Raw genomic sequence first — 20373 nt, forward strand, 5'->3', positions numbered from 1 at the left:
TTTCCCTCTGATCATGACCAGGCCAGGTCCCCCGGCGCGCTGCCGGCCCGCCCGGGGGATGTTTCACGTGAAACATCGCCCGGGCGATGCCCGCCGCGAGCGGCGAGGCGGCGCAGCGCCCGGGCGGCGGAGGCCGGCAACGCCCGCCTGCGCGAGGAGACCGGCTCAGACCCCGGTCTCGGCCGCGATCCGCCCCGACCGCACGGCCGCCACCAGATCGGCGTGGTCCGCCTCGGTCCGGTCGGCGTAAGCCACCGCGAAGGCGGCCATCGCCTCGTCCAGCTCCTCGTTCTTGCCGCAGTAGCCGGCCACGAGCCTCGGATCGGCACTGTGCGCGTGCGCCCGGGCCAGCAGAGCGCCGGTCATCCGCCCGTAGTCGTCGAGCTGCTCGACGGTCAGCGCCGCCGGATCGACGCTGCCCTTGCGGTTGCGGAACTGCCGCACCTGGAAGGGACGGCCGTCCACCGTGGTCCAGCCCAGCAAGCTGTCCGAGACGACCTGCATCCGCTTCTGGCCCGACACCACCCGGTGGCCCTCGTGCTCCTCCGGCTCCGATACGAAGCCCAGCGCCGGCAGGTACGGCAGCAGCGCCGAGGGCCGCGCCTCCTTCACCTGGAGCACCAGCGGCTGATCCCGGTGGTCCAGCAGCAGCACCACGTACGAGCGGGTGCCGACGCTGCCGGTCCCCACCACGCGGAAGGCCACGTCATGGATCGCGTACCGGGCCAGCAGCGGCAGCCGATCCCCCGGAAGCGTCCGGAGGTACGGACCCAGTGCGGCCGCCACGGCCGCCGCCTCACCGTCCCCGACCCTGCGCAGCACCGGCAGCGCGTCGACGAAGCACCGTCCCCCGTCGGGTGCGCTCTGCGTCGACTTCGCCGCGAACCGGGCGGAGGTGTTGTTCCGTGCCTTCTCCGAGACCCGCTCCAGGGTGCCCAGGAGGTCCCGGGCATCGGCGTGCGAGACGAGCTCCTCATCCGCGATGGCGTTCCACGCGTCGAGAGCGGGCAGTGCGGCCAGCAGCCGCATGGTGCGCCGGTAGGTGCCCACCGCGTCCAGCGCGGCAGCCCGGCAGGTGTCCTCATCGGCACCCACCACTCGTCCGGCCAGGACCAGCGAGGCCGCCAGCCGCTTCACGTCCCACTCCCACGGCCCGAACACCGTCTCGTCGAAATCGTTCAGGTCGATGACGAGACGGCCGCGCGCATCCCCGTACAGACCGAAGTTCGCCGCGTGGGCGTCTCCGCAGATCTGGGCGCCGATCCCCGTCACGGGGCCCGCCGACAGGTCGTGTGCCATCAGACCGGCGGCACCGCGCAGGAACGCGAAGGGGTTCGCGGCCATCCGGCCCACCCTTATCGGCGTGAGCTCGCGGACCCTCCCGGCATTCGACTCCTCCACCGCCCGTACGGCGTCCGGCCGTCCGGCTGGCGCCTCGAAGCGGGCGTGGGACGCGCGCGGCACGCGCGCGCGCAGCGCCTTGCCCTCCTTCTTCGGCGAACCCTGCGCCACCCGGGGCGCGAACCCCGCCACGTCCGGTATCCGCTGCCCCGCCACCGCTGCCATCCGCGCCGCCCCCACCCGTAGCCGACCGGTCATGCCCGGCCGGTGATCGCCTTCAGAACGGCCTGACCGTATCTACAGCCCGGCGTCCCTGGCCAGCAACGCGGCCTGTACACGGTTTTCGCATCCCAGCTTCGCCAGGATCCGGCTGACGTACGTCTTCACGGTCCCCTCGCTCATGTGCAGCCGCCGGCCCGCATCGGCGTTGGACAAGCCCTCCCCCAGCAGCGCCAGTACGCCGCGCTCGCGCTCGCTCAGCTCCGCCACCTGCCGCCGCGCTTCCTCACCGCGCACGGCGGCCTGCCCCGAGGCCAGCTGGTCCACCACATGCCGCGTCGCGGCGGGCGAGAGGTACGCGTCTCCGGCCGCCGCCGCCCGGACCGCCCCGATGAGTTCACCGGGCGCCGAATCCTTCAGCAGGAATCCCGCACCGCCCTGTCCGAGCGCCCGCAGTACGTTCTCCCTCTCGCCGAAGGTGGTCAGGATCAGTGCGCGCACCTCCGGCGCGGCCCGCCGCAGCTCTCCCAGCGCGGTCAGCCCGTCCATGACCGGCATCTGGATGTCCAGGAGCATCACGTCCGGCGCGTGGGCGCGGGCCAGGTCCACCGCCTCACGGCCGTTCGCCGCCTCCGCGACGACCTCGATGTCCGGCGCCGAGGTCAGGATCATCCTGATCCCGGCCCGGATCAGCGGCTCGTCGTCAGCGATCACCACTCGGATCACTTTGGCTGTCACTCCGCGCTCCTACTGCGTGGCCTCGTAGGCCTGCTTGTCCACGAGCTTGCCGTCCTTGAAGCAGAACCGGAAGATCAGATCGGTCCCCAGGTCGCTCGGCTGTTCCGTCGACAGCAGCGCCAGGCACTCCGAACCCTCGGGTCGCGGCGGCCCCTTCCGGTCCGCACCCATCGTCAGGATGTTGTCCCCCTTGGGCAGCTTGTCGCGGACGTCCTGCTCGGACTGACCCACCTGTACGGCGTCGAACTCCTCCCGGTGAATCATCGCGTCGTTCGCCGTGCCCACGATCAGCGCAACCCCGGCGCCCATCACGATCACCAGCAGCACCAGGGCCGCCACCGCGATACCGCAGCCCAGCGCGACACCTCCGGTCCGGCTGCGCCCGCGTACGACGAGCTCCCGGTCCACCGCCTCCCAGTCCATCGGCGGCGCCCCCTTGAGACCCCACGCCTGCTGCCCGAAGTCGTCGGCCGCCTCCTCCACCCCCACCTCCTCCACCCCCGCCGGCTCCGCCCCGTACGGCAGCACCCCCGCCACCCGGAAGCCGCCGTCCTCGGTCGCGCCCGCGTGCACCATCCCGCCGACCAGTCGCGCCCGCTCGCGCAGCCCCGTCAGGCCCTGGCCGCCCGAAACCACCTCGCCCGACTCCTGGCCGCACGACGGGCCGTTGGCGATCTCCACCACCAACGAGTCGTCCTCGTACCGCAGCTCCACCGCGATCGGCGCCCCGGGAGCGTGCTTGTACGCGTTGGTCAGGGCCTCCTGCACGATCCTGTAGGCCGCGTGGTCGCACGCCGCGACGAGCGGCCGGGGCTGCCCCGAGGTGCGCATCCGTACGTCGGTGCCCGAACCCCGGGCGGCCTCCACCACCCCCGCGATCCCGGCCACCCCGCGCGCCGCCGGCTGCGCCTCCTCGACCGGCGCCGGAGCCTCCACGCCGTCACGCAGGATGCCGACGACCTCGCGCAGCTCGTGCATCGCCGCCACCGAGGCCTGCCGCAGCACCCCCACCGCCTCCCGCTGGCGGTCGGTGAGCTGGGGATCCACTTCCAGGGCGCCGGTGTGCACCGAGATCAGTGCCAGCTGGTGCCCCAGGCTGTCGTGCATGTCCTGTGCGATCCGCTGCCGCTCCCGCAGCCGCGCCTGTCCGGCCACCATGGCGCGCTCGCGCAGCAATTGGCCGTTGCGCTCCTGGAGGGCGCGCAGCAGCGTGCGTCGCTGAGACCAGTACCGGCTGGCCAGACCCGGCATCACCGTCGTCGCCAGGAACATCAGCGTGGCGATCACGATCACCAGCAAGGGCCGCATCTGCGTCCACTGGTCGACCAGGCTGAGACCCACCTGCGCGATGAGGGCGAGCGTGAAGGCAGCCAGCGCCCGGCCGACCCCGACGATGCGGCGCCCCGCCGACCAGCCCAGCAGGCTCGTCACCGGATACGCCCCGGGCAGGAACGCGCTCGCCGCCGCCCCCAGCACGAGCGTGGTGGCGGGCAGCCGACGCCGCAGCAGGGTCAGTGCCACGACGGCGACGACGCCGGCCACCATCCGCCGCGCCGAGCCGTTGTCGAGCTCGTCCAGGCCAAGGCCGAGCACAGCCATGACCCCGGCCAGTGCCAGGTCCCCCGCCAGCGTCCGCCCCGTCCAGGGCTCGGGCCCCTTCAGCCAGTTCCAGCCCGCCCGCGTCTTCGCCTTCGCATCCACCCGACGACCCTAGACACCCGGGCGGGCCGTCGGCCGCCCTCTTTCGTCGCACCTCCGACGACGAAAGTGGGACGGCCGACGCAAAGCCCGGTCATCACCGGAACGGTGGTGGTCCGGTCAGTAGCGGTAGTGGCCGGGCTTGTACGGGCCTCGACCGGGACGCCGATGTACGCGGCCTGCTCCGGGCGCAGGCGGGCGAGCTGGGCGCCGTCCTGCTCAGCCCCCGTAGCCGCACCCTCCTGTGGCTCGGCCGCGCCCTGCCCCGCATCACCGACGGCGTGCTGGTCACGGTGGTCAACCTCACTGCCGGCAACCTGCTCCTCGGCCTCGGGCCCACCCCGGCCGACTTCGCCGCCCTCACCCCGCTGATCCTGGTCGCGGCCGTCAGCTGCTCGGCCTTCGGCCTTCTCCTCGGGGCGATCGGACTGCGCCCGCGGGACGTCTTCCTCATCGCAAACACCGTCGTCTTCGTCCGTCGCACCCGACCACACGGCAACGGCAACGGCAACGGCAACGGCAACGGCAACGGCTCCAAAACCGGCGTGGAGCCGAAGCCGGAGTCCCGGAAACACGAAACGGCCGCCACCGCTTTCGCGATGACGACCGTTGCGTCGATGTGGGCGAGGGGGGATTTGAACCCCCACGTCCCGAAGGACACTGGCACCTGAAGCCAGCGCGTCTGCCGTTCCGCCACTCGCCCGAGCAGCGCCCCAGTGGATCTTCCCTTGCGGGCCGTTCCCCTGGCGACGTCGAAACATTAGCACGGAGAACGGGGTGGAATCACATCGCTTTCCGCGCACCCCCGGCCCGGTGACCACGGCCCCTCCCGCACTCCGCTCCCGGTGCGGGACACTGTCCCTGGAGCGCCCCTACGATCCCTTGTGAGGACCAACACTCCTGCACGCAGGACCGATGGGGAACCAGCCGAATCCGCCACGCGTGGATACGATCAGTAAGCAGTACAGGGCGACAACGACGGAGGAGGTGCCCCATGGGAGTCCTGAAGCGGTTCGAGCAGCGACTCGAAGGTCTGGTGAACGGCACCTTCGCCAAGGTGTTCAAGTCCGAGGTCCAGCCGGTCGAGATCGCCGGAGCCCTCCAGCGGGAGTGCGACAACAACGCCACCATCTGGAACCGCGAGCGGACCGTCGTGCCCAACGACTTCATCGTGGAGCTGAGCGCCGGCGACTACGACCGCCTCAGCCCCTACTCGGGGCAGCTCGGCGACGAGCTCGCGGGCCTGGTCCGCGAATACGCCAAGCAGCAGCGCTACAGCTTCATGGGCCCCATCAAGGTCGCCCTGGAGAAGGCGGAAGACCTCGACACCGGCCTCTACCGGGTTCGCAGTCGCACCCTCGCCTCCAGCAGCTCCCAGCCGCAGGGACCCCAGGGGCAGCCGGCCGCGCAGAGCGGCTACGGCTACCCTCCGGTGGGCGCCCCGCCCATGCCCCCCGGCCCGCCCCCCGGCGGACCGGTCGGCCCCAGTGGCCCGGGCGCGCGCCGGCCTTCCGGGGCCGGCCCCGCCGGCCCCGCACCCGTACCCACCGCGGGCGCCACCCGGCGCCACTGGATCGAGATCAACGGCACCCGCCACCAGATCTCGCGCCCCACGCTCGTACTCGGCCGAAGCACGGAAGCCGACGTGCGGATCGACGACCCCGGCGTATCGCGCCGGCACTGTGAGATCCGGACCGGAACGCCCTCGACGATCCAGGATCTAGGGTCCACCAACGGCATCGTGGTGGACGGGCAGCACACCACCCGCGCTACGCTCCGCGACGGCTCGCGGATCGTCGTGGGCAGTACCACCATCATTTACCGACAAGCCGAAGGGTGAAGCGGGGGCAATGTCAGAGCTGACCCTGACGGTCATGCGGCTAGGTTTCCTAGCCGTTCTGTGGCTGTTCGTCATCGTGGCCGTCCAGGTCATCCGCAGCGACCTCTTCGGAACGAGAGTCACGCAGCGCGGCTCCCGCCGCGGCGGCGCGACCAGCGCACCGCAGCAGGCCGGCCGGCAGGCCGCGCCACCGCAGCAGCGCCAGCGCCGCGGTGCGCCGACCAAACTCGTCGTGTCCGAGGGCACCCTCACGGGAACCACGGTGGCCCTCGCCGGCCAGACGATCACGCTGGGCCGCGCGCATGACTCCACGATCGTGCTGGACGACGACTACGCGTCCAGCCGCCATGCCAGGATCTATCCCGACCGTGACGGTCAGTGGATCGTCGAGGATCTCGGGTCCACCAACGGCACGTATCTCGACCGGACGCGGCTGACCACCCCGACGCCCATTCCGCCGGGCGCCCCGATCCGCATCGGCAAGACCGTCATCGAGCTGCGGAAGTAGTACGACAATGAGCGAGCGGAGCGAGCGGGCCGCGGCGATCCGTCCCACCGAGGACACGGACCCGCGCGCGCTCTCGACCGGAGGGTGGGCAGTGTGGCTCGTGACCGGTTGTACCCGGAGGATGCTTCGTCGACAGGGCAGGTGCGCATGAGTCTGTCCCTGCGGTTCGCCGCCGGATCGCACAAGGGCATGATCCGCGAGGGCAACGAGGACTCCGGCTACGCCGGGCCCCGTCTCCTCGCGATCGCCGACGGCATGGGAGGCCAGGCCGCCGGCGAGGTCGCCAGCTCCGAGGTGATCTCCACCCTCGTGCAGCTGGACGACGACGTCCCGGGCTCCGACATCCTCACCTCCCTGGCCACCGCCGTGCAGCGGGCCAACGACCAGCTGCGCGCCATGGTCGAGGAGGACCCCCAGCTGGAGGGCATGGGCACCACGCTCACCGCCCTGCTGTGGACCGGCCAGCGCCTCGGCCTGGTCCACGTCGGCGACTCACGGGCCTACCTGCTCCGCGACGGCGTCCTGACGCAGATCACCCAGGACCACACCTGGGTGCAGCGCCTCGTGGACGAGGGCCGCATCACCGAAGAGGAAGCCACCACCCACCCGCAGCGCTCCCTGCTGATGCGTGCGCTGGGCAGCGGAGACATCGTGGAGCCCGACCTCTCCATCCGGGAGGTCCGCGCCGGCGACCGGTACCTGATCTGCTCCGACGGGCTCTCCGGCGTCGTCTCCCACCAGACCCTGGAAGAGACACTCGCCGATTACCACGGGCCCCACGAGACCGTGCAGGCCCTGATCCAGCTCGCGCTGCGCGGCGGCGGACCGGACAACATCACCTGCATCGTCGCCGACGTGCTCGACACCGACAGCGGCGACACCCTGGCCGCCCAGCTCAACGACACGCCGGTCGTCGTCGGCGCGGTCGCGGAGAACCAGCACCAGCTCTACGACGGCGGCAACGCCATGCAGACCCCGGCCGGACGCGCCTCGGGCCTGGGCCGCCAGACCCCCCCGCCCGCCGGCGCCTTCGGCCCCCCCGGCAGCGGCGAGGGCCCCGGCTACGGCTACGACCAGGGCCAGGGCCAGGGCGGCGGCGGGTACGGCAGCTTCGGCGAAGCCGACGCCTACGACCCCGACTCCGGCTACGAGGACACGTACGACCACCCCCGCCGGCGCCGCGGCAAAGGGCGCAAGTGGGTCACCCGTACGCTGCTCCTGCTCCTCGTCGCCGGCGCCATCGGCGGCGGCCTCTACGCCGGCTGGCGCTGGACCCAGACCCAGTACTACGTCGGCGTCAAGGGCGAGCACGTCGCGCTCTTCCGCGGCATCAGCCAGAAGCTCGGGCCGATGCAGCTCTCCAAGGTGGAGACGGACCGCCCCGACATCGAACTGAAGTACTTGCCGCCCTTCAAGCGCAAGCTGGTCGAGGCCACCATCAGCGAAGGCACCCTCGACGGCGCCCGCGAGAAGATCGACGAGCTCGGCCTGCAGGTCTCCGCCTGCAAGAAGGACGAGGAACGCCGAGGCGCCGAGGCGCAGAACAGCCCAACACCCGGCCCCGGCCTGACTCCCGCGGAGCAGCAGCTGGTCGGCCTGTGCGGAAAGCAGTAGACACCCGCGGGCGCAGGGGGCCTGCCACACCATGAGCGTTGTCACCAACACGACCACCATCGGCGCCATCGAGCTGCCGAGCCGGCGCAACACCGAGCTGATGCTGCTCGGTTTCGCCGTGGTCATCTCGATCTTCGCCTACATCAACGTGGGCCTCGCGGTCCACGGCGAGATGCCGCCGGGCGTGCTGCTGTACGGCCTCGGCTTCGCCGCGCTCGCCGGGGCCGCGCACCTCGTCGTGCGCCGGTACGCCAAGTACGCCGATCCGCTGCTGCTGCCGCTGGCCGCCCTCCTCAACGGGCTCGGCCTCGTGCTCATCTGGCGCCTGGACCAGTCCGACCGGCTCCAGAACCTCGCCAAGCGGTCCTACGGTGCCTTCTCCCCCTCCGCGCCCAACCAGATGCTCTACACGGCGCTGGCGATCGCCCTGTTCGCCGGCGTCCTGCTGCTGCTCAAGGACCACCGGGTCCTGCAGCGGTTCACGTACATCTCCATGGCCGGCGCTCTGATCCTGCTGATCCTGCCCGTCATCCCGGGCCTGGGCGCCGACGTCTTCGGCGCGAAGATCTGGATCAGTGTCGGCGGCTTCTCCATCCAGCCCGGTGAGTTCGCGAAGATCGTCATCGCGATCTTCTTCGCCGGCTACCTGATGGTGAAGCGCGACGCGCTGGCCCTCGCCAGCCGCCGCTTCATGGGCCTCTACCTGCCGCGCGGCCGCGACCTCGGCCCCATCCTGATGATCTGGGCGATGAGCCTGCTCGTCCTCGTCTTCGAGAACGACCTCGGCACCTCGCTGCTCTTCTTCGGCATGTTCGTGATCATGCTGTACGTCGCCACCGAGCGCACCAGCTGGATCGTCATCGGTCTGCTCATGTCGGTGGGCGGCGCGGTGGTCGTGGCCTCCTTCGCCAGCCACGTCAAGGTCCGCGTCACCGCCTGGCTCGACCCCTTCGCCTGCTACGCCACCTCCGGCGCCTGCGAGCAGGTCGGTCAGTCGATCATGAGCTTCGGCTCCGGCGGCGTCCTCGGCACCGGCTGGGGACAGGGCAACTCCGACCTCATCGGCTTCGCCGCCAACTCCGACTTCATCTTCTCCACCGTCGGTGAGGAGCTCGGCCTCTCCGGGGTCATGGCCTTCCTCCTGCTCTACGGCCTCATCATCGAGCGGGGCGTCCGCACGGCGCTCGCCGCCCGCGACCCCTTCGGCAAGCTCTTCGCCATCGGCCTCTCCGGCGCCTTCGCCCTGCAGATCTTCGTCGTCGCCGGCGGAGTGATGGGCCTCATCCCGCTCACCGGCATGACCATGCCCTTCCTCGCGTCCGGCGGCTCCTCGGTCCTGGCGAACTGGGCCCTCATCGGCATCCTCATCCGGATCAGCGACACCGCACGCCGCCCCGCCCCGGCCCCCGCCCCGTCCCCCGACTCCGAGATGACCCAGGTGGTCCGACAGTCATGAACAAGCCCCTGCGCCGCATCTCGCTGTTCTGCGGGCTGCTCGTCCTCGCGCTGCTGATCCGGACCAACTGGCTGCAGTACGTCCAGGCCTCGGAGCTGAGCACGCGCAAGGAGAACCGCCGGGTCCAGATCGCCCAGTACGCCACCGAACGCGGCAACATCATCGTCAAGGGCGAGCCGGTCACCGGCTCCAAGGCCACCGACGGCAGCGACTACAAGTACAAGCGGGTCTACCACAACGGCCCCCTGTGGGCGCCCGTGACCGGCTACGCCTCCCAGGCCTTCGGTTCCACCCAGCTCGAATCCCTCGAAGACGGCATCCTCACCGGCAACGACGACCGGCTCTTCTTCGACCGCACCGTCGGCATGTTCACCGGTGAGAAGAAGCAGGGCGGCAACGTCGTCACCACGCTCGACCCCGCCGCCCAGAAGGCCGCCTTCGACGCGCTCGGCAACCGCAAGGGCGCGGTCGCCGCGATCGACCCGCGCACCGGAGCCATCCTCGCCCTGGTCAGCACCCCCTCGTACGACCCGAGCTCCTTCGCCGGCAACTCCCAGGCCGACGGGAAGGCCTGGAACGAGCTCAAGGACAGCGAGGACAAGAAGCTCGTCAACCGCGCCCTGCGCGAGACCTATCCGCCCGGCTCCACCTTCAAGGTCGTCACGGCCGCCGCGGCCCTGGAGCACGGGGTCGTCACCGACATCGAAGCGCCGACCGACACCACGGAGCCGTACATCCTGCCGGGCACCAAGACCCAGCTGCCCAACTCCCACACCGGGTGCGAGAAGGCCAGCCTCAACGAGGCCATGCGCATCTCGTGCAACTCCGTCTTCGCGCACATGGGCGACAAGGTCACCCGAGACAAGATGGTGGAGACCGCCGAGAAGTTCGGCTTCAACAACGACAAGATCGACATCCCGGTACGCGCCTTCGCCAGCATCTACGACAAGAAGATGGGCAAGGACGGCAACGCCCAGAGCGCCATCGGCCAGTTCAACACCGCGGCCACCCCGCTCCAGATGGCCATGGTCACCGCCGCCATCGCCAACGACGGCAAGCTGATGAAGCCGTACATGGTGGACCATCTGACCGCTCCCAACCTCGACGTCATCGAGAAGCACGAGCCGCAGGAGATGAGCCGGCCGCTCAATGCCGCCAACGCCCAGAAGCTCCAGCAGATGATGGTCAACGTCGTCGAGGCCGGCACCGGCACCAAGGCCAAGATCAAGAACGTCACGGTCGGCGGCAAGACCGGCACCGCCCAGCACGGCGAGGGCAACAAGAAGCGCCCCTACGCCTGGTTCATCTCCTACGCCGAGACCCCGGACCGCAGCTCGCCCGTCGCCGTGGCCGTCGTCATCGAGGACAGCGAGGCCGACCGCGACGACATCAGCGGCGGCGGCCTGGCCGCGCCCGTCGCCAGGGCCGTCATGGAAGCCGTCCTCAACGGCCAGGGATGAACGGCCGTCCCGGGGTGACCCACCTCACTGCTCCCGGCCCGATCCGAGCGTACGGTACCGGTCCGGTATCAGGCTGTGGTCACGAACCGATCACCGACGATCGGCCGGTAGCCTTTGCGCGAACAGCACACCGCCGGACCACACACGGGTGCGGTCGGGACTGACGGAGAGGGCTGCAACGTTATGGAAGAGCCGCGTCGCCTCGGCGGCCGGTACGAGCTGAGCCACGTGCTCGGCCGTGGTGGCATGGCCGAGGTCTACCTCGCCCACGACACCCGGCTCGGCCGTACCGTCGCCGTCAAGACCCTGCGCGCCGACCTCGCCCGCGACCCGTCCTTCCAGGCCCGGTTCCGGCGCGAGGCCCAGTCGGCCGCGTCGCTGAACCACCCGGCGATCGTCGCTGTCTACGACACGGGCGAGGACTACGTCGACAACATCTCCATCCCCTACATCGTGATGGAGTACGTCGACGGATCCACCCTGCGCGAGCTGCTGCACTCCGGCCGCAAGCTGCTGCCCGAGCGCACCCTGGAAATGACCATCGGCATCCTCCAGGCCCTTGAGTACTCCCACCGCGCCGGCATCGTCCACCGCGACATCAAGCCCGCCAACGTGATGCTGACGCGCACCGGGCAGGTCAAGGTCATGGACTTCGGCATCGCCCGCGCCATGGGCGACTCCGGCATGACCATGACCCAGACCGCGGCCGTCATCGGCACCGCCCAGTACCTCTCTCCCGAGCAGGCCAAGGGCGAACAGGTCGACGCGCGTTCCGACCTGTACTCCGCCGGCTGCCTGCTCTACGAACTCCTCAGCGTCCGGCCCCCGTTCGTCGGCGACTCCCCCGTGGCCGTCGCCTACCAGCACGTACGGGAAGAGCCGCAGCCGCCGTCGAACTTCGACCCCGAGATCACGCCCGAGATGGACGCCATCGTCCTCAAGGCACTGGTCAAGGACCCCGACTACCGCTACCAGTCCGCCGATGAGATGCGCGCGGACATCGAGGCCTGCCTCGAAGGCCAGCCCGTCGCCGCCGCGGCCGCCATGGGCGCCGCCGGCTACGGCTACGGCGATCAGGGCCACGGCTACGGCTACGGACAGCAGGGCTACGACCAGCCCACCACCGCCCTGCGCACCACCGAAGCCGGCCAGACCTCGATGCTCCCGCCCATGTCCCCGGGCGACGGCGGGTACGGCTACGGCGACCAGGGCCACGGCTACGACCAGGGCCCGCACCGCCGCCAGAAGAAGAGCAAGGCGTCCACGATCCTGCTCGTGGCGGCCGGCATCCTCGTCCTCGTCGGCGCGATCCTCATCGGCCGCGCCCTCTTCAACGGGGGCGCCGACAACCGGCCGACCGTGCCCAAGCTCATCGGCGAGACCTTCGAACAGGCGCAGAAGAACGGCCAGAACGTCGGCCTCCAGGTGGTGAAGGCGGCCGACGAACCCTGTGAGGGCCAGCCCAAGGGCAACGTCTGCAAGCAGGAGCCGGCGCCCGACCTCAAGGCCGACAAGGACTCCACCGTCAAGGTGTGGGTCTCCTCGGGCGCGCCCAAGGTGATCGTCCCGAACATGGTCAACACCATGTACGAAGAGGCCGAGAAGGCCCTGAAGGAGAAGGGCTTCCAGGTCGAGCGCAAGCCCCAGGAGTCCGACCGCGTCGCCGGGACCGTCCTGGAGCAGAACCCGAAGAGCGGCGAGGCCGAGAAGGGCTCCCTGGTCACGCTGACCGTCGCCAAGGAGATCTCCAAGTCGGTGGTCCCCGACCTGATGGGCAAGACGAAGGAGCAGGCGGTCAAGCTGCTCCAGGAGGCCAAGCTCAAGCTCGGCAGCACGACGGAGGCGGAGCACCCCACGGCCCCGCCGAAGACGATCACCGTGCAGCAGTACGCGCCGGGTGAGCAGGTCGAGGTGGGCAAGGCGGTCAACGTCACCATCGCCAAGGCGCCGCAGCAGACGCAGGTGCCGAACCTGGCCAACAAGACCGTCGCCCAGGCCAAGCAGGAACTGGCCTCCAAGGGCCTGGTCTTCGGTCAGGTCCTCTCGGGTCCGACGGACGACAACGCGATCGTGATGATGTCCGATCCGGGAGCCGGCACGCCGGTGAACGCGGGCCAGCCCGTCAACGTCCGCACCATGGGCGGCGGCCAGCAGCAGGACGGCGGCAACGGCTTCTTCGACGGCCTCACCGGCGGGCGCGGCCGGTAACCGCCCCGCTCCGGGCTCTGCCGGGGGTCCGGCTCTCTCTCCGGAGAGGGCCGGACCCTTTTCCGTACGCTCCGCCCCGTACGGGGCGCCTCGTGGCCACCTGCGCCTTCAGCTCGGGGCCGCCGGCCTCGGGGCGACCCGGGGGGGCCGGGCACGCGTCAGGAGCGCCCACAGAGCCTTCGCGAGGCCCTGAGCGGGCAAGGGGCTTCCGGATGCGGTCAGGCCCCCGTACGCGGCATCAGCGGAGCTCCGCCGGAACGGTCCGCTGGGCGTCCACCTTCTCCGTCCTGACCAGCTCGCCCCAGACGATGTACCGGTACTTGGACGTGTACACCGGGGTGCAGGTCGTCAGGGTGATGTAGCGGCCCGGGGCGGTCTTGCCCGAGTCCTTGGGGACCGGGTTGATCACGTCCACGTTGTACTTCGACGTCTGGCGCAGCTCCGCGAAGACCTTGTAGACGTACCAGGTGTCCCGCGTCTCGAAGACGATCGCGTCCCCGTTCCTGACCTTGTCGATGTGGTGGAACTTCGCCCCGTGCCCGTCCCGGTGCGCCGCCAGCGCGAAGTTGCCCGTCTTGTCCCACGGGAGCCCGGATTTCACCGGCTCGGTGTAGTAGCCGGCCACGCCGTCGTCGAGGACCTCCGGCGCGGTCCCGGGCTTCACCAGGACCTCGCCGTTCCCCATCGCCGGCACGTGCAGGAAGCCGACGCCGTCCTTCGTGTCCAGGGCGCCCGGCTGCGCGGGCCGCGAGGGGTCCGAGGCGGCCGGCGCCTGCCACTGCCGGCGGATCTCCTCGCCGCGCGCCGAGGCCTGCCGGTCGGCGAGCACGTTCGTCCACCACAGGGAGTAGGCGACGAACAGGGCCAGCACGAGGCCCGCCGTGATCAGGAGCTCGCCCAGCAGGCTGAGGAAGCCGGCGAGCGCACCGCGGTTCGGGGGTTGCGCGGCGGCGGCAGGGCGGTGGCGGGCGCGAGACACTGCTGATTCGTCCTTACGGCGTTACGACGGCTTAGGCGGCTACGACCGCTACGGCGGCTGGGGCTGTACGGCGGCTCCGGCGACTGCCTCGGCCTGCGGACGCTACGGGGGCTACGGGGGCTACGGGCCGGTCAGCGCGGGCGGCGGACCCTCACCGCGAGGGCGTTCCCCGGTCATCTTCCCCCATACGATCATCCGGTAGGTGCTCGTGAACTCCGGGGTGCAGGTCGTCAGCGTGATGTACCGGCCCGGGGCGGTGAATCCCGACCCCTCGGGCACCGGCTTCAGCACCGAGACGTTCGTCGGCGGCGTCTGCGGCAGCACCGAGGTCATCTCGTACGTGTAGTAGGCGTCCCGCGTCTCGACCACGATGGGGTCCCCCGGCACCAGGCGGTTGATGTAGCGGAAGGGTTCACCGTGGGTGTTGCGGTGGCCCGCCACCGCGAAGTTCCCCTGCCGGTCCGCCGGCATCGCGGTCTTGAGCGCGCCCTCGCCGTAGTGCCCGACCATCCCCCGGTCCAGCACCTTCGGCTTGCTGATGCCCTCCGCCACCGGCACCTTCACGTCCAGCTTCGGGATGTGCAGGATCGCGAAGCCCTGCCCCGGTTCGAACGCCGTGGGGGCGGGCGCGGCCGCGGCGCCGCCCGGAGCGCGTTCCCACGTCTGCTGGAGCGTGCCCGCCGCCCCGTCCGCCGTCCGCTCCGCCAGCAAGTTCGTGTACCAGAGCTGGTAGACGACGAACAGCAGCATCACCAGGCCCAGCGTGATGAACAGCTCCCCGCCCAGCCGGCTGGCGACGACCAGCGGCCCGCCCGACACCGGCCGCCTGCGCCGGCGACCGCCCCGCCTCCGCGTGCGCTTCGCGGCCTCCTGAGCAGCCCTGCGCCGCGCGGCCCGGCCCTGCGTGGGCGCGGACGGCGCGAGGGCCGTCACGCGACGGCCTTGCCCACCACCGGGGCCAGCCCCACCGACCGCTCCACCGCACCGGCGTCACCGCACCGCACGAGCCAGTTCGCGAGCATCCGGTGGCCCCACTCGGTGAGCACCGACTCGGGGTGGAACTGCACGCCCTCCACGTCGTGCTCCCGGTGCCGCAGACCCATGATGATCCCGTCCTCGGTCCGCGCCGTGACCTCCAGCGCGTCGGGGAGGGTCAGCGGGTCGGCGGCGAGGGAGTGGTAGCGGGTCGCGGTGAACGGCGACGGCAGTCCCGCGAAGACGCCCAGCCCGTCGTGCACCACGGGGGAGGTCTTGCCGTGCAGCAGTTCGGGCGCCCGGCCCACGACCCCTCCGTACGCGACCGCCATCGACTGCATGCCCAGGCACACGCCGAAGACCGGGACCCGCGTCCGCGCGCAGTGGCGGACCATGTCGACGCAGACGCCCGCTTCCTCGGGCGTCCCGGGGCCCGGGGAGAGCAGCACGCCGTCGAAGCCGTCCTGCGCGTGCGCGAGCCCGACCTCGTCGTTGCGGAGCACCTCGCACTCGGCGCCGAGCTGGTAGAGGTACTGGACCAGGTTGAAGACAAAGCTGTCGTAGTTGTCGACCACAAGAATGCGCGCGCTCACGGAGTGGCTCCCGACTCCTCGTCCACCGTCACGTCATTGAACGGAAGGAGCGGCTCTGCCCACGGGAAGACGTACTGGAACAGCACGAACACCACCGCGAGGGCCAGTACGAGGGAGATCAGCGCGCGTACCCACGCGTTGCCCGGCAGATGCCGCCAGATCCAGCCGTACATGCCGTCCGCGTCCCTTTCGCTCTCGCACCGCGGGGGCGGTACGGCAACAGAGTAAAGGCAGCGGCCCGGCACGCGGGCTCAGCCGGGCAAACCCTCCGGTCCGCCCTCGGCCGCGGTCCGGGTCCCGGTCAGTTCCGCCCAGACGACCAGCCGGTGGCTGTGGCCCCATTCGGGATCACAGGTCGTGAGGGTCAGGTACCGGCCGGGGGTCGTGAACGGCGACTTCCGGGGGACCGGGGCGACCACCTCCACCTCGGCCGGTGAGACGCGCAGGGGCCCGCCGCGGATCGTGTACGTGTACCAGGTGGTGGCGTCCTTGACGATCACGGCGTCTCCCGGCCGCAGCTTCGGGAAGTCCTTGAAGGGATCGCCGTATGTACGCCGGTGGCCCGCCACCGAGAAGTTCCCGGTGGCGCCGGGGCGGGCGGTGCCCTCGTAGTGGCCCAGGCCCTTCTTCAGCAGCTCACTGCCCGTCCCCTCCAGGACGGGCTTGTTCCAGTCCCGGCCGAAGCGGGGGATGTGCATCTCGGCGAAGGCCCGGCCCGCGGCGTAGTGCGCCGGCTCCTGCGGCGGGCCCGGCGGCGCCGAGGACGCGGCCGGGGCCGGATTCGGTGAAGGGGAGGAGGAGGGGGAGGGGGACGGATGCGGGGACGGAGCCGCGGGCGCGGTCCGGGCCGCCGCCGACCAGCTGTCGCGCAGCCGCTGCGTCTCCCCGTCCATGGCCCGGTCCGCCTTGACCCCCGTCCACAGCAGTACGTACGCCACGAACAGCAGGATCAGCGTGCCCGCCGTCAGGCACACCTCGCTGAACGTCCGTACCACCCAGCGCAGTACGACGTCAGGACGGGGATTCCGAGGGCTCCACGGGCTTCGCATGGTGGAGGTCCACTGTGCCGGAGTACCCGGGAAGTGTCAGCGCCTTGTGCTCGTCCACTTTCCAGCCGAGGCCGTACGCGTTCACGTACAGCTGGTAGTTCTGCAGCGCCGGAGAGGCCGCGAGGGCCTTGCGCAGCGCGCCCGGGTCGCCGACCGCCTCCACCTTGTACGGGGGCGAGTACACCCGGCCCTGGAGGATCAGCGTGTTGCCGACGCAGCGCACGGCGCTGGTGGAGATCAGCCGCTGGTCCATGACCTGGACGCCCTGGGCGCCGCCCCGCCAGAGCGCGTTCACGACGGCTTGGAGGTCCTGCTGGTGGATCACCAGGTCGTTGGGCTGCGGTTCCGGCACGTTGGGGATGCGGGCGGTGGCGTTCGGCGGGGCGTCGTCGAGGGTGACGGTCAGCCCCCTGCCGGAGAGCTCCTCGGTCCCCGAGGCGGTGCGCAGGGCGGCCAGCCTCGCGTCCTCGGCCTTGGTGCTGCCGTCGTCGCGCTCGGCGAGGGCGTCCACCCGGCGGCGGAGCGTTCCGGCCGTCTTCTCCAGCTCGGCGTTGTGCTGGCTGCGCTCCTCGATCAGGTCCGAGAGCCTGAGGAGCGAGGCGTCCGTGCGGATGTTCGTACCCTTGGACGTGTTGAAACTGGTGACGAAAATGAGGCCGGCCAGGGCGAAGACGGCTGCGGTCAGCAGCCGGACCGGTCGGAGCCGGCGACGGGGACCCGCGGAGGAGTCGTCGGGATTGCTCAACGTACCCTTCTCCTTCTACGCCACAGGTCCACTACGCTAACGGACGCCCGGGGCAGGCAAGGTCCCCAGCGCATCGACAGGAGAGCCCCTCGTGCCGAAGTCACGTATCCGCAAGAAGGACGACTACACGCCGCCGCCGTCTTCGCGGCAGCCGCAGGCGATCAGGCTGACGAACCGCAGCTGGGTCGCTCCGGTCATGCTGGCGTTCTTCCTGATCGGTCTCGCGTGGATCGTCGTTTTCTACGTGACCGACACCCAGCTGCCGGTCGAGGCGCTGGGCAACTGGAACATCGTGGTCGGTTTCGGCTTCATCGCCGCCGGATTCGGCGTTTCCACGCAGTGGAAGTAGCAGGAACCGACTCCTGAGGGAAGCTCTCCCCATGAGTTATCCACAGCGTCATCCACAGCTGAGGAAAAGACAGAAGATCTGTGGATAACTCTGTGGAGACTTGACGCCGGTGCGATGAGGTGACTGCCTCAGGTGAGCGCGGTCAGCTCCGCCGTCCGGACCAGGATCACGGCCGCTGCCAGCAGGAACACCGCCACACAGGTCCCCCACTGGATGAGTGCCCGGTCCCTGCCGGTGGCGGGCCGGAGCATGCCCGCACCCAGCAGGGCGCCGGTCACCAGCCCGCCCACATGGGCCTGCCAGGACACATTCACCACCCCGCCGAGCGGTGCGAAGGACAGCACCAGCATCAGTACGACCATGATGATCACCGGCCGCATCTCGTAGTGCAGCCGGCGTGCCAGGACGACGGTCGCGCCGAGCAGGCCGAAGACGGCGCCGGAGGCACCGAGGGTCGGGGTGTTCGGGGCGGTCAGCAGATAGACGAGGGCGCTGCCGCCCAGGCCCGACAGCAGGTAGACCGCGACGTAGCGCAGCCGCCCCAGGGCCGCTTCCAGGGGGCCGCCGATCACCCACAGGCCGATCATGTTCCCGATCAGGTGCCACCACTCGACGTGCAGGAACACCGAGGTCAGCAGGCGGTGGTACTGGCCGGTGGCGACCCCTTCGACCGGGCCGCCGAAGTACTCGACGTACTGGCCGAGCAACTGCAGCTGGACCACCAGCGCCGGTGCGCCCAGGGCCGTGAGGAACACGGCGGCATTGACCCCGATCAGGATCTTGGTGACGAGATGCGGGTCGTCCGCGACCACCCCGCCCGCCAGGGTGCGCGGCGCGTTGGCGACCCGGCCGTGCCCGGTGCCGGAGCCGGAGCGGACGCACTCCGGGCACTGGAAGCCGACCGAGGCGCTGACCATGCACTCGGGGCAGATCGGGCGCTCGCAGCGGGTGCAGCTGATGCCCGTGTCGCGGTCCGGGTGGCGGTAGCAGCCCGGCAGACGGTCGGTGTCCATCGGTCCCCTCGATCAGCGGCGGTACGGGGATGCGCCCCGCCGGTCCGGTATGTATCCAGGACGGACGGGCGGGGCGGAAAGGTTCCCGGGGCCGCGGCGGGCGGGGTCCGCGCGGCGCGCGGTCAGCGCTTCTCGATGACGACGGAGTGGATGATCACGTCGTCGAGGGGGCGCTCGGTGCGCGGGTTGGTGGCGCTGCCGGCGATCTTGTCCACGACGGCCTGACTGGCCTTGTCGGTGACCTCGCCGAAGATGGTGTGCTTGCGCGTCAGCCAGGCGGTGGGGGCGACGGTGATGAAGAACTGCGAGCCGTTGGTGCCCGGGCCGGCATTGGCCATGGCGAGCAGGTAGGGCTTGGTGAAGGCCAGGTCGGGGTGGAACTCGTCGGCGAACTGGTAGCCGGGGCCGCCGGTGCCGTTGCCGAGCGGGTCCCCGCCCTGGATCATGAAACCGGCGATGACACGGTGGAAGACGGTGCCGTCGTAGAGCGGGTCCGTGGTCTTCTGACCGTCGGTGGGACGGGTCCACTCGCGGCCGCCGGTGGCGAGCTCCACGAAATTGCGGACCGTCTTGGGAGCGAAGTCCGCCAGCAGCTCGATCTCGATGTCGCCGTGGCTGGTCTTCAGGGTGGCGTAGAGCTTCTCGGCCACGGATCTGCCTTCCTCAAGTCATCACTGTCGGTTCCAGATCCTCCCACGGTGACCCGTGCGGCACAGAAATCCTCCACCCGTATGCCCTGTCACGCATGCCCGTCGGCCGGATGGCAGGCATGATCCGACAAAGGGTGGAAAGGTGAACTGTGTCCGCCACCGAGGAGGAGGATCCCGTGACCCGCAAGGACAGCGTGCGCCTGGCAGCCGAGAGCGCCAGGGAGAGTGTGCGGCACGCGGCGGAAGTGGTGGCGCCGTACGCAGAATCCGCCAAGGATGCCGCGGTGCACTACGCGCATGAGGCGAATGAGCGACTGGCGCCGAAGGTATCGCACGCGGCCAACGAGGCCGCGCGGCAGGCTCGTACGACGTACGACTGCCATGTACAGCCGCGGATCAAGTCGGCGCGCGCCCATGTGCCGCCGCATGTGGACCGGGCGGCGACGAAGGCGGTGGAGCAGACCCGCAAGGCGGCACGCCAGGCGGCCGATTACACGCAGCCGCGGCTCGAAAGCGCGCTCGCCGCGGCCAGCCCGATGGCCGAGGAGGCCGCGGCCCGGTCGACGGCCGCCCTGGCGGCGCTGCGCGGCCAGGTGTCGGCGCAGGAGATTCAGCGGCTGGTGCGGCGCCATGAGCGGCGGGCGCGCAGGGGCCGGCTGATGAAGGGCTTCGCGGTGGTCGGCCTGCTGGCGGGCGGTGCTTACGCGGCCTGGAAGTGGTGGGACCAGCAGTCGAATCCGGACTGGCTCGTCGAACCCCCGGCCGCCACCGAACTGTCGGCGCAGGAGGCGGGCGCCGCCAGCTTCGACGACGAACTGGCGGAGAAGGAGCGCGAGGCGCAGGCGCAAGCGGAGCCGGAGCCCGAGCCGGGACCGACCCCGCAGGACAAGCAGTTCTGACGCCGTCGTCTGACGCGTCGTGACCTGGTGACGCCGTAA

18 protein-coding genes, 1 tRNA gene and 1 pseudogene are annotated in these 20373 nt (G+C 70.6%); 8 read left to right on the forward strand and 12 right to left on the reverse strand.

Annotation, left to right across the window (positions count from 1 at the left end; genetic code table 11):
* Positions 1-165: 165 nt before the first annotated feature.
* The 4 genes from ACWDX7_RS19040 to ACWDX7_RS19055 form a co-directional block, all read right to left on the reverse strand.
* Positions 166-1599 carry a DUF2252 domain-containing protein gene (locus ACWDX7_RS19040; RefSeq protein WP_451488836.1) on the reverse strand — a complete coding sequence of 478 codons (1434 nt, stop codon included), beginning with the start codon at positions 1597-1599 and terminating at the stop codon, positions 166-168.
* Positions 1600-1638: 39 nt separating this feature from the next.
* The gene (locus ACWDX7_RS19045) at positions 1639-2298 is read right to left on the reverse strand and encodes a response regulator (protein WP_451488835.1); all 660 of its coding nucleotides are present in this window, start codon (positions 2296-2298) and stop codon (positions 1639-1641) included.
* Positions 2299-2307: 9 nt separating this feature from the next.
* Positions 2308-3999, reverse strand: a complete 1692-nt coding sequence (locus ACWDX7_RS19050) for a sensor histidine kinase (protein WP_451488834.1) — start codon at positions 3997-3999, stop codon at positions 2308-2310.
* Between the two features lie 617 nt (positions 4000-4616).
* Positions 4617-4699 (reverse strand) — tRNA-Leu (locus ACWDX7_RS19055).
* 291 nt (positions 4700-4990) lie between these two features.
* On the opposite strand from ACWDX7_RS19055, the gene ACWDX7_RS19060 reads away from it, so the two are divergent.
* The 6 genes from ACWDX7_RS19060 (at position 4991) to pknB (ending at position 13082) form a co-directional block, all read left to right on the forward strand.
* Entirely contained in the window at positions 4991-5836 is an 846-nt protein-coding gene (locus tag ACWDX7_RS19060; RefSeq protein ID WP_451488833.1) for an FhaA domain-containing protein, read from the forward strand.
* Positions 5837-5846: 10 nt separating this feature from the next.
* A complete protein-coding gene (locus tag ACWDX7_RS19065; protein ID WP_215014477.1) occupies positions 5847-6344 on the forward strand; it encodes an FHA domain-containing protein FhaB/FipA in 498 nt (165 codons plus the stop codon).
* A 147-nt stretch (positions 6345-6491) separates the two neighbouring features.
* On the forward strand, positions 6492-7958 hold the full coding sequence (locus tag ACWDX7_RS19070; RefSeq protein WP_451751094.1) for a PP2C family protein-serine/threonine phosphatase: 1467 nt from the start codon (positions 6492-6494) through the stop codon (positions 7956-7958).
* A gap of 31 nt (positions 7959-7989) precedes the next feature.
* On the forward strand, positions 7990-9414 hold the full coding sequence (locus ACWDX7_RS19075) for an FtsW/RodA/SpoVE family cell cycle protein (protein ID WP_451488831.1): 1425 nt from the start codon (positions 7990-7992) through the stop codon (positions 9412-9414).
* Positions 9411-10874 (forward strand): peptidoglycan D,D-transpeptidase FtsI family protein, encoded by a 1464-nt coding sequence (locus ACWDX7_RS19080; protein ID WP_451488830.1) that lies wholly within the window; start codon positions 9411-9413, stop codon positions 10872-10874. Before ACWDX7_RS19075 ends, ACWDX7_RS19080 begins: the two co-directional genes overlap by 4 nt.
* 183 nt (positions 10875-11057) lie before the next feature.
* On the forward strand, positions 11058-13082 hold the full coding sequence (pknB, locus tag ACWDX7_RS19085) for a Stk1 family PASTA domain-containing Ser/Thr kinase (protein ID WP_451488829.1): 2025 nt from the start codon (positions 11058-11060) through the stop codon (positions 13080-13082).
* 238 nt (positions 13083-13320) lie between these two features.
* On the opposite strand, the gene ACWDX7_RS19090 is transcribed toward pknB, so the two are convergent.
* The 6 genes and pseudogenes from ACWDX7_RS19090 to ACWDX7_RS19115 form a co-directional block, all read right to left on the reverse strand.
* Entirely contained in the window at positions 13321-14061 is a 741-nt protein-coding gene (locus ACWDX7_RS19090; protein WP_451488828.1) for a class E sortase, read from the reverse strand.
* A gap of 120 nt (positions 14062-14181) precedes the next feature.
* Positions 14182-14862 (reverse strand): annotated as a pseudogene (locus tag ACWDX7_RS19095) (class E sortase); the annotation flags it as partial.
* Between the two features lie 128 nt (positions 14863-14990).
* Positions 14991-15629, reverse strand: a complete 639-nt coding sequence (locus ACWDX7_RS19100; RefSeq protein ID WP_451488827.1) for an aminodeoxychorismate/anthranilate synthase component II — start codon at positions 15627-15629, stop codon at positions 14991-14993.
* On the reverse strand, positions 15626-15802 hold the full coding sequence (locus ACWDX7_RS19105; protein WP_451488826.1) for a hypothetical protein: 177 nt from the start codon (positions 15800-15802) through the stop codon (positions 15626-15628). The genes ACWDX7_RS19100 and ACWDX7_RS19105 overlap by 4 nt, the downstream gene beginning before the upstream one ends.
* Positions 15803-15880: 78 nt before the next feature.
* Positions 15881-16678, reverse strand: coding sequence for a class E sortase (locus ACWDX7_RS19110; RefSeq protein ID WP_451488825.1), 798 nt, complete (start codon positions 16676-16678; stop codon positions 15881-15883).
* On the reverse strand, positions 16641-17423 hold the full coding sequence (locus ACWDX7_RS19115) for a DUF881 domain-containing protein (protein ID WP_451488824.1): 783 nt from the start codon (positions 17421-17423) through the stop codon (positions 16641-16643). The genes ACWDX7_RS19110 and ACWDX7_RS19115 overlap by 38 nt, the downstream gene beginning before the upstream one ends.
* 91 nt (positions 17424-17514) lie before the next feature.
* Here ACWDX7_RS19115 and crgA point away from each other — a divergent pair, with 91 nt between their 5' ends.
* Entirely contained in the window at positions 17515-17772 is a 258-nt protein-coding gene (gene crgA, locus ACWDX7_RS19120) for a cell division protein CrgA (RefSeq protein WP_451488823.1), read from the forward strand.
* A gap of 128 nt (positions 17773-17900) precedes the next feature.
* Here the strand turns inward: crgA and ACWDX7_RS19125 are convergent, their stop codons facing one another.
* Together ACWDX7_RS19125 and ACWDX7_RS19130 are read right to left on the reverse strand one after the other, a co-directional pair.
* Entirely contained in the window at positions 17901-18785 is an 885-nt protein-coding gene (locus ACWDX7_RS19125) for a rhomboid family intramembrane serine protease (protein ID WP_451488822.1), read from the reverse strand.
* Positions 18786-18907: 122 nt separating this feature from the next.
* Positions 18908-19435, reverse strand: a complete 528-nt coding sequence (locus ACWDX7_RS19130) for a peptidylprolyl isomerase (protein WP_451488821.1) — start codon at positions 19433-19435, stop codon at positions 18908-18910.
* A gap of 176 nt (positions 19436-19611) precedes the next feature.
* Between ACWDX7_RS19130 and ACWDX7_RS19135 the strand changes: the two genes are divergently transcribed.
* Positions 19612-20334, forward strand: coding sequence for a DUF5324 family protein (locus tag ACWDX7_RS19135; RefSeq protein ID WP_451751102.1), 723 nt, complete (start codon positions 19612-19614; stop codon positions 20332-20334).
* Positions 20335-20373: the final 39 nt, after the last annotated feature.

It is taken from the genome of Streptomyces sp. NPDC003034 (genome assembly GCF_053591375.1).

Bases quoted from the DNA above. Each gene is read 5' to 3' on its own strand.
- ACWDX7_RS19070 (WP_451751094.1), top strand. From the start codon at position 6,492: ATGAGTCTGTCCCTGCGGTTCGCCGCCGGATCGCACAAGGGCATGATC.
- pknB (WP_451488829.1), top strand. From the start codon at position 11,058: ATGGAAGAGCCGCGTCGCCTCGGCGGCCGGTACGAGCTGAGCCACGTG.
- ACWDX7_RS19065 (WP_215014477.1), top strand. From the start codon at position 5,847: ATGTCAGAGCTGACCCTGACGGTCATGCGGCTAGGTTTCCTAGCCGTT.
- ACWDX7_RS19105 (WP_451488826.1), bottom strand. From the start codon at position 15,802: ATGTACGGCTGGATCTGGCGGCATCTGCCGGGCAACGCGTGGGTACGC.
- ACWDX7_RS19110 (WP_451488825.1), bottom strand. From the start codon at position 16,678: ATGCGAAGCCCGTGGAGCCCTCGGAATCCCCGTCCTGACGTCGTACTG.
- ACWDX7_RS19060 (WP_451488833.1), top strand. From the start codon at position 4,991: ATGGGAGTCCTGAAGCGGTTCGAGCAGCGACTCGAAGGTCTGGTGAAC.
- ACWDX7_RS19080 (WP_451488830.1), top strand. From the start codon at position 9,411: ATGAACAAGCCCCTGCGCCGCATCTCGCTGTTCTGCGGGCTGCTCGTC.
- ACWDX7_RS19125 (WP_451488822.1), bottom strand. From the start codon at position 18,785: ATGGACACCGACCGTCTGCCGGGCTGCTACCGCCACCCGGACCGCGAC.
- ACWDX7_RS19075 (WP_451488831.1), top strand. From the start codon at position 7,990: ATGAGCGTTGTCACCAACACGACCACCATCGGCGCCATCGAGCTGCCG.
- ACWDX7_RS19040 (WP_451488836.1), bottom strand. From the start codon at position 1,599: ATGACCGGTCGGCTACGGGTGGGGGCGGCGCGGATGGCAGCGGTGGCG.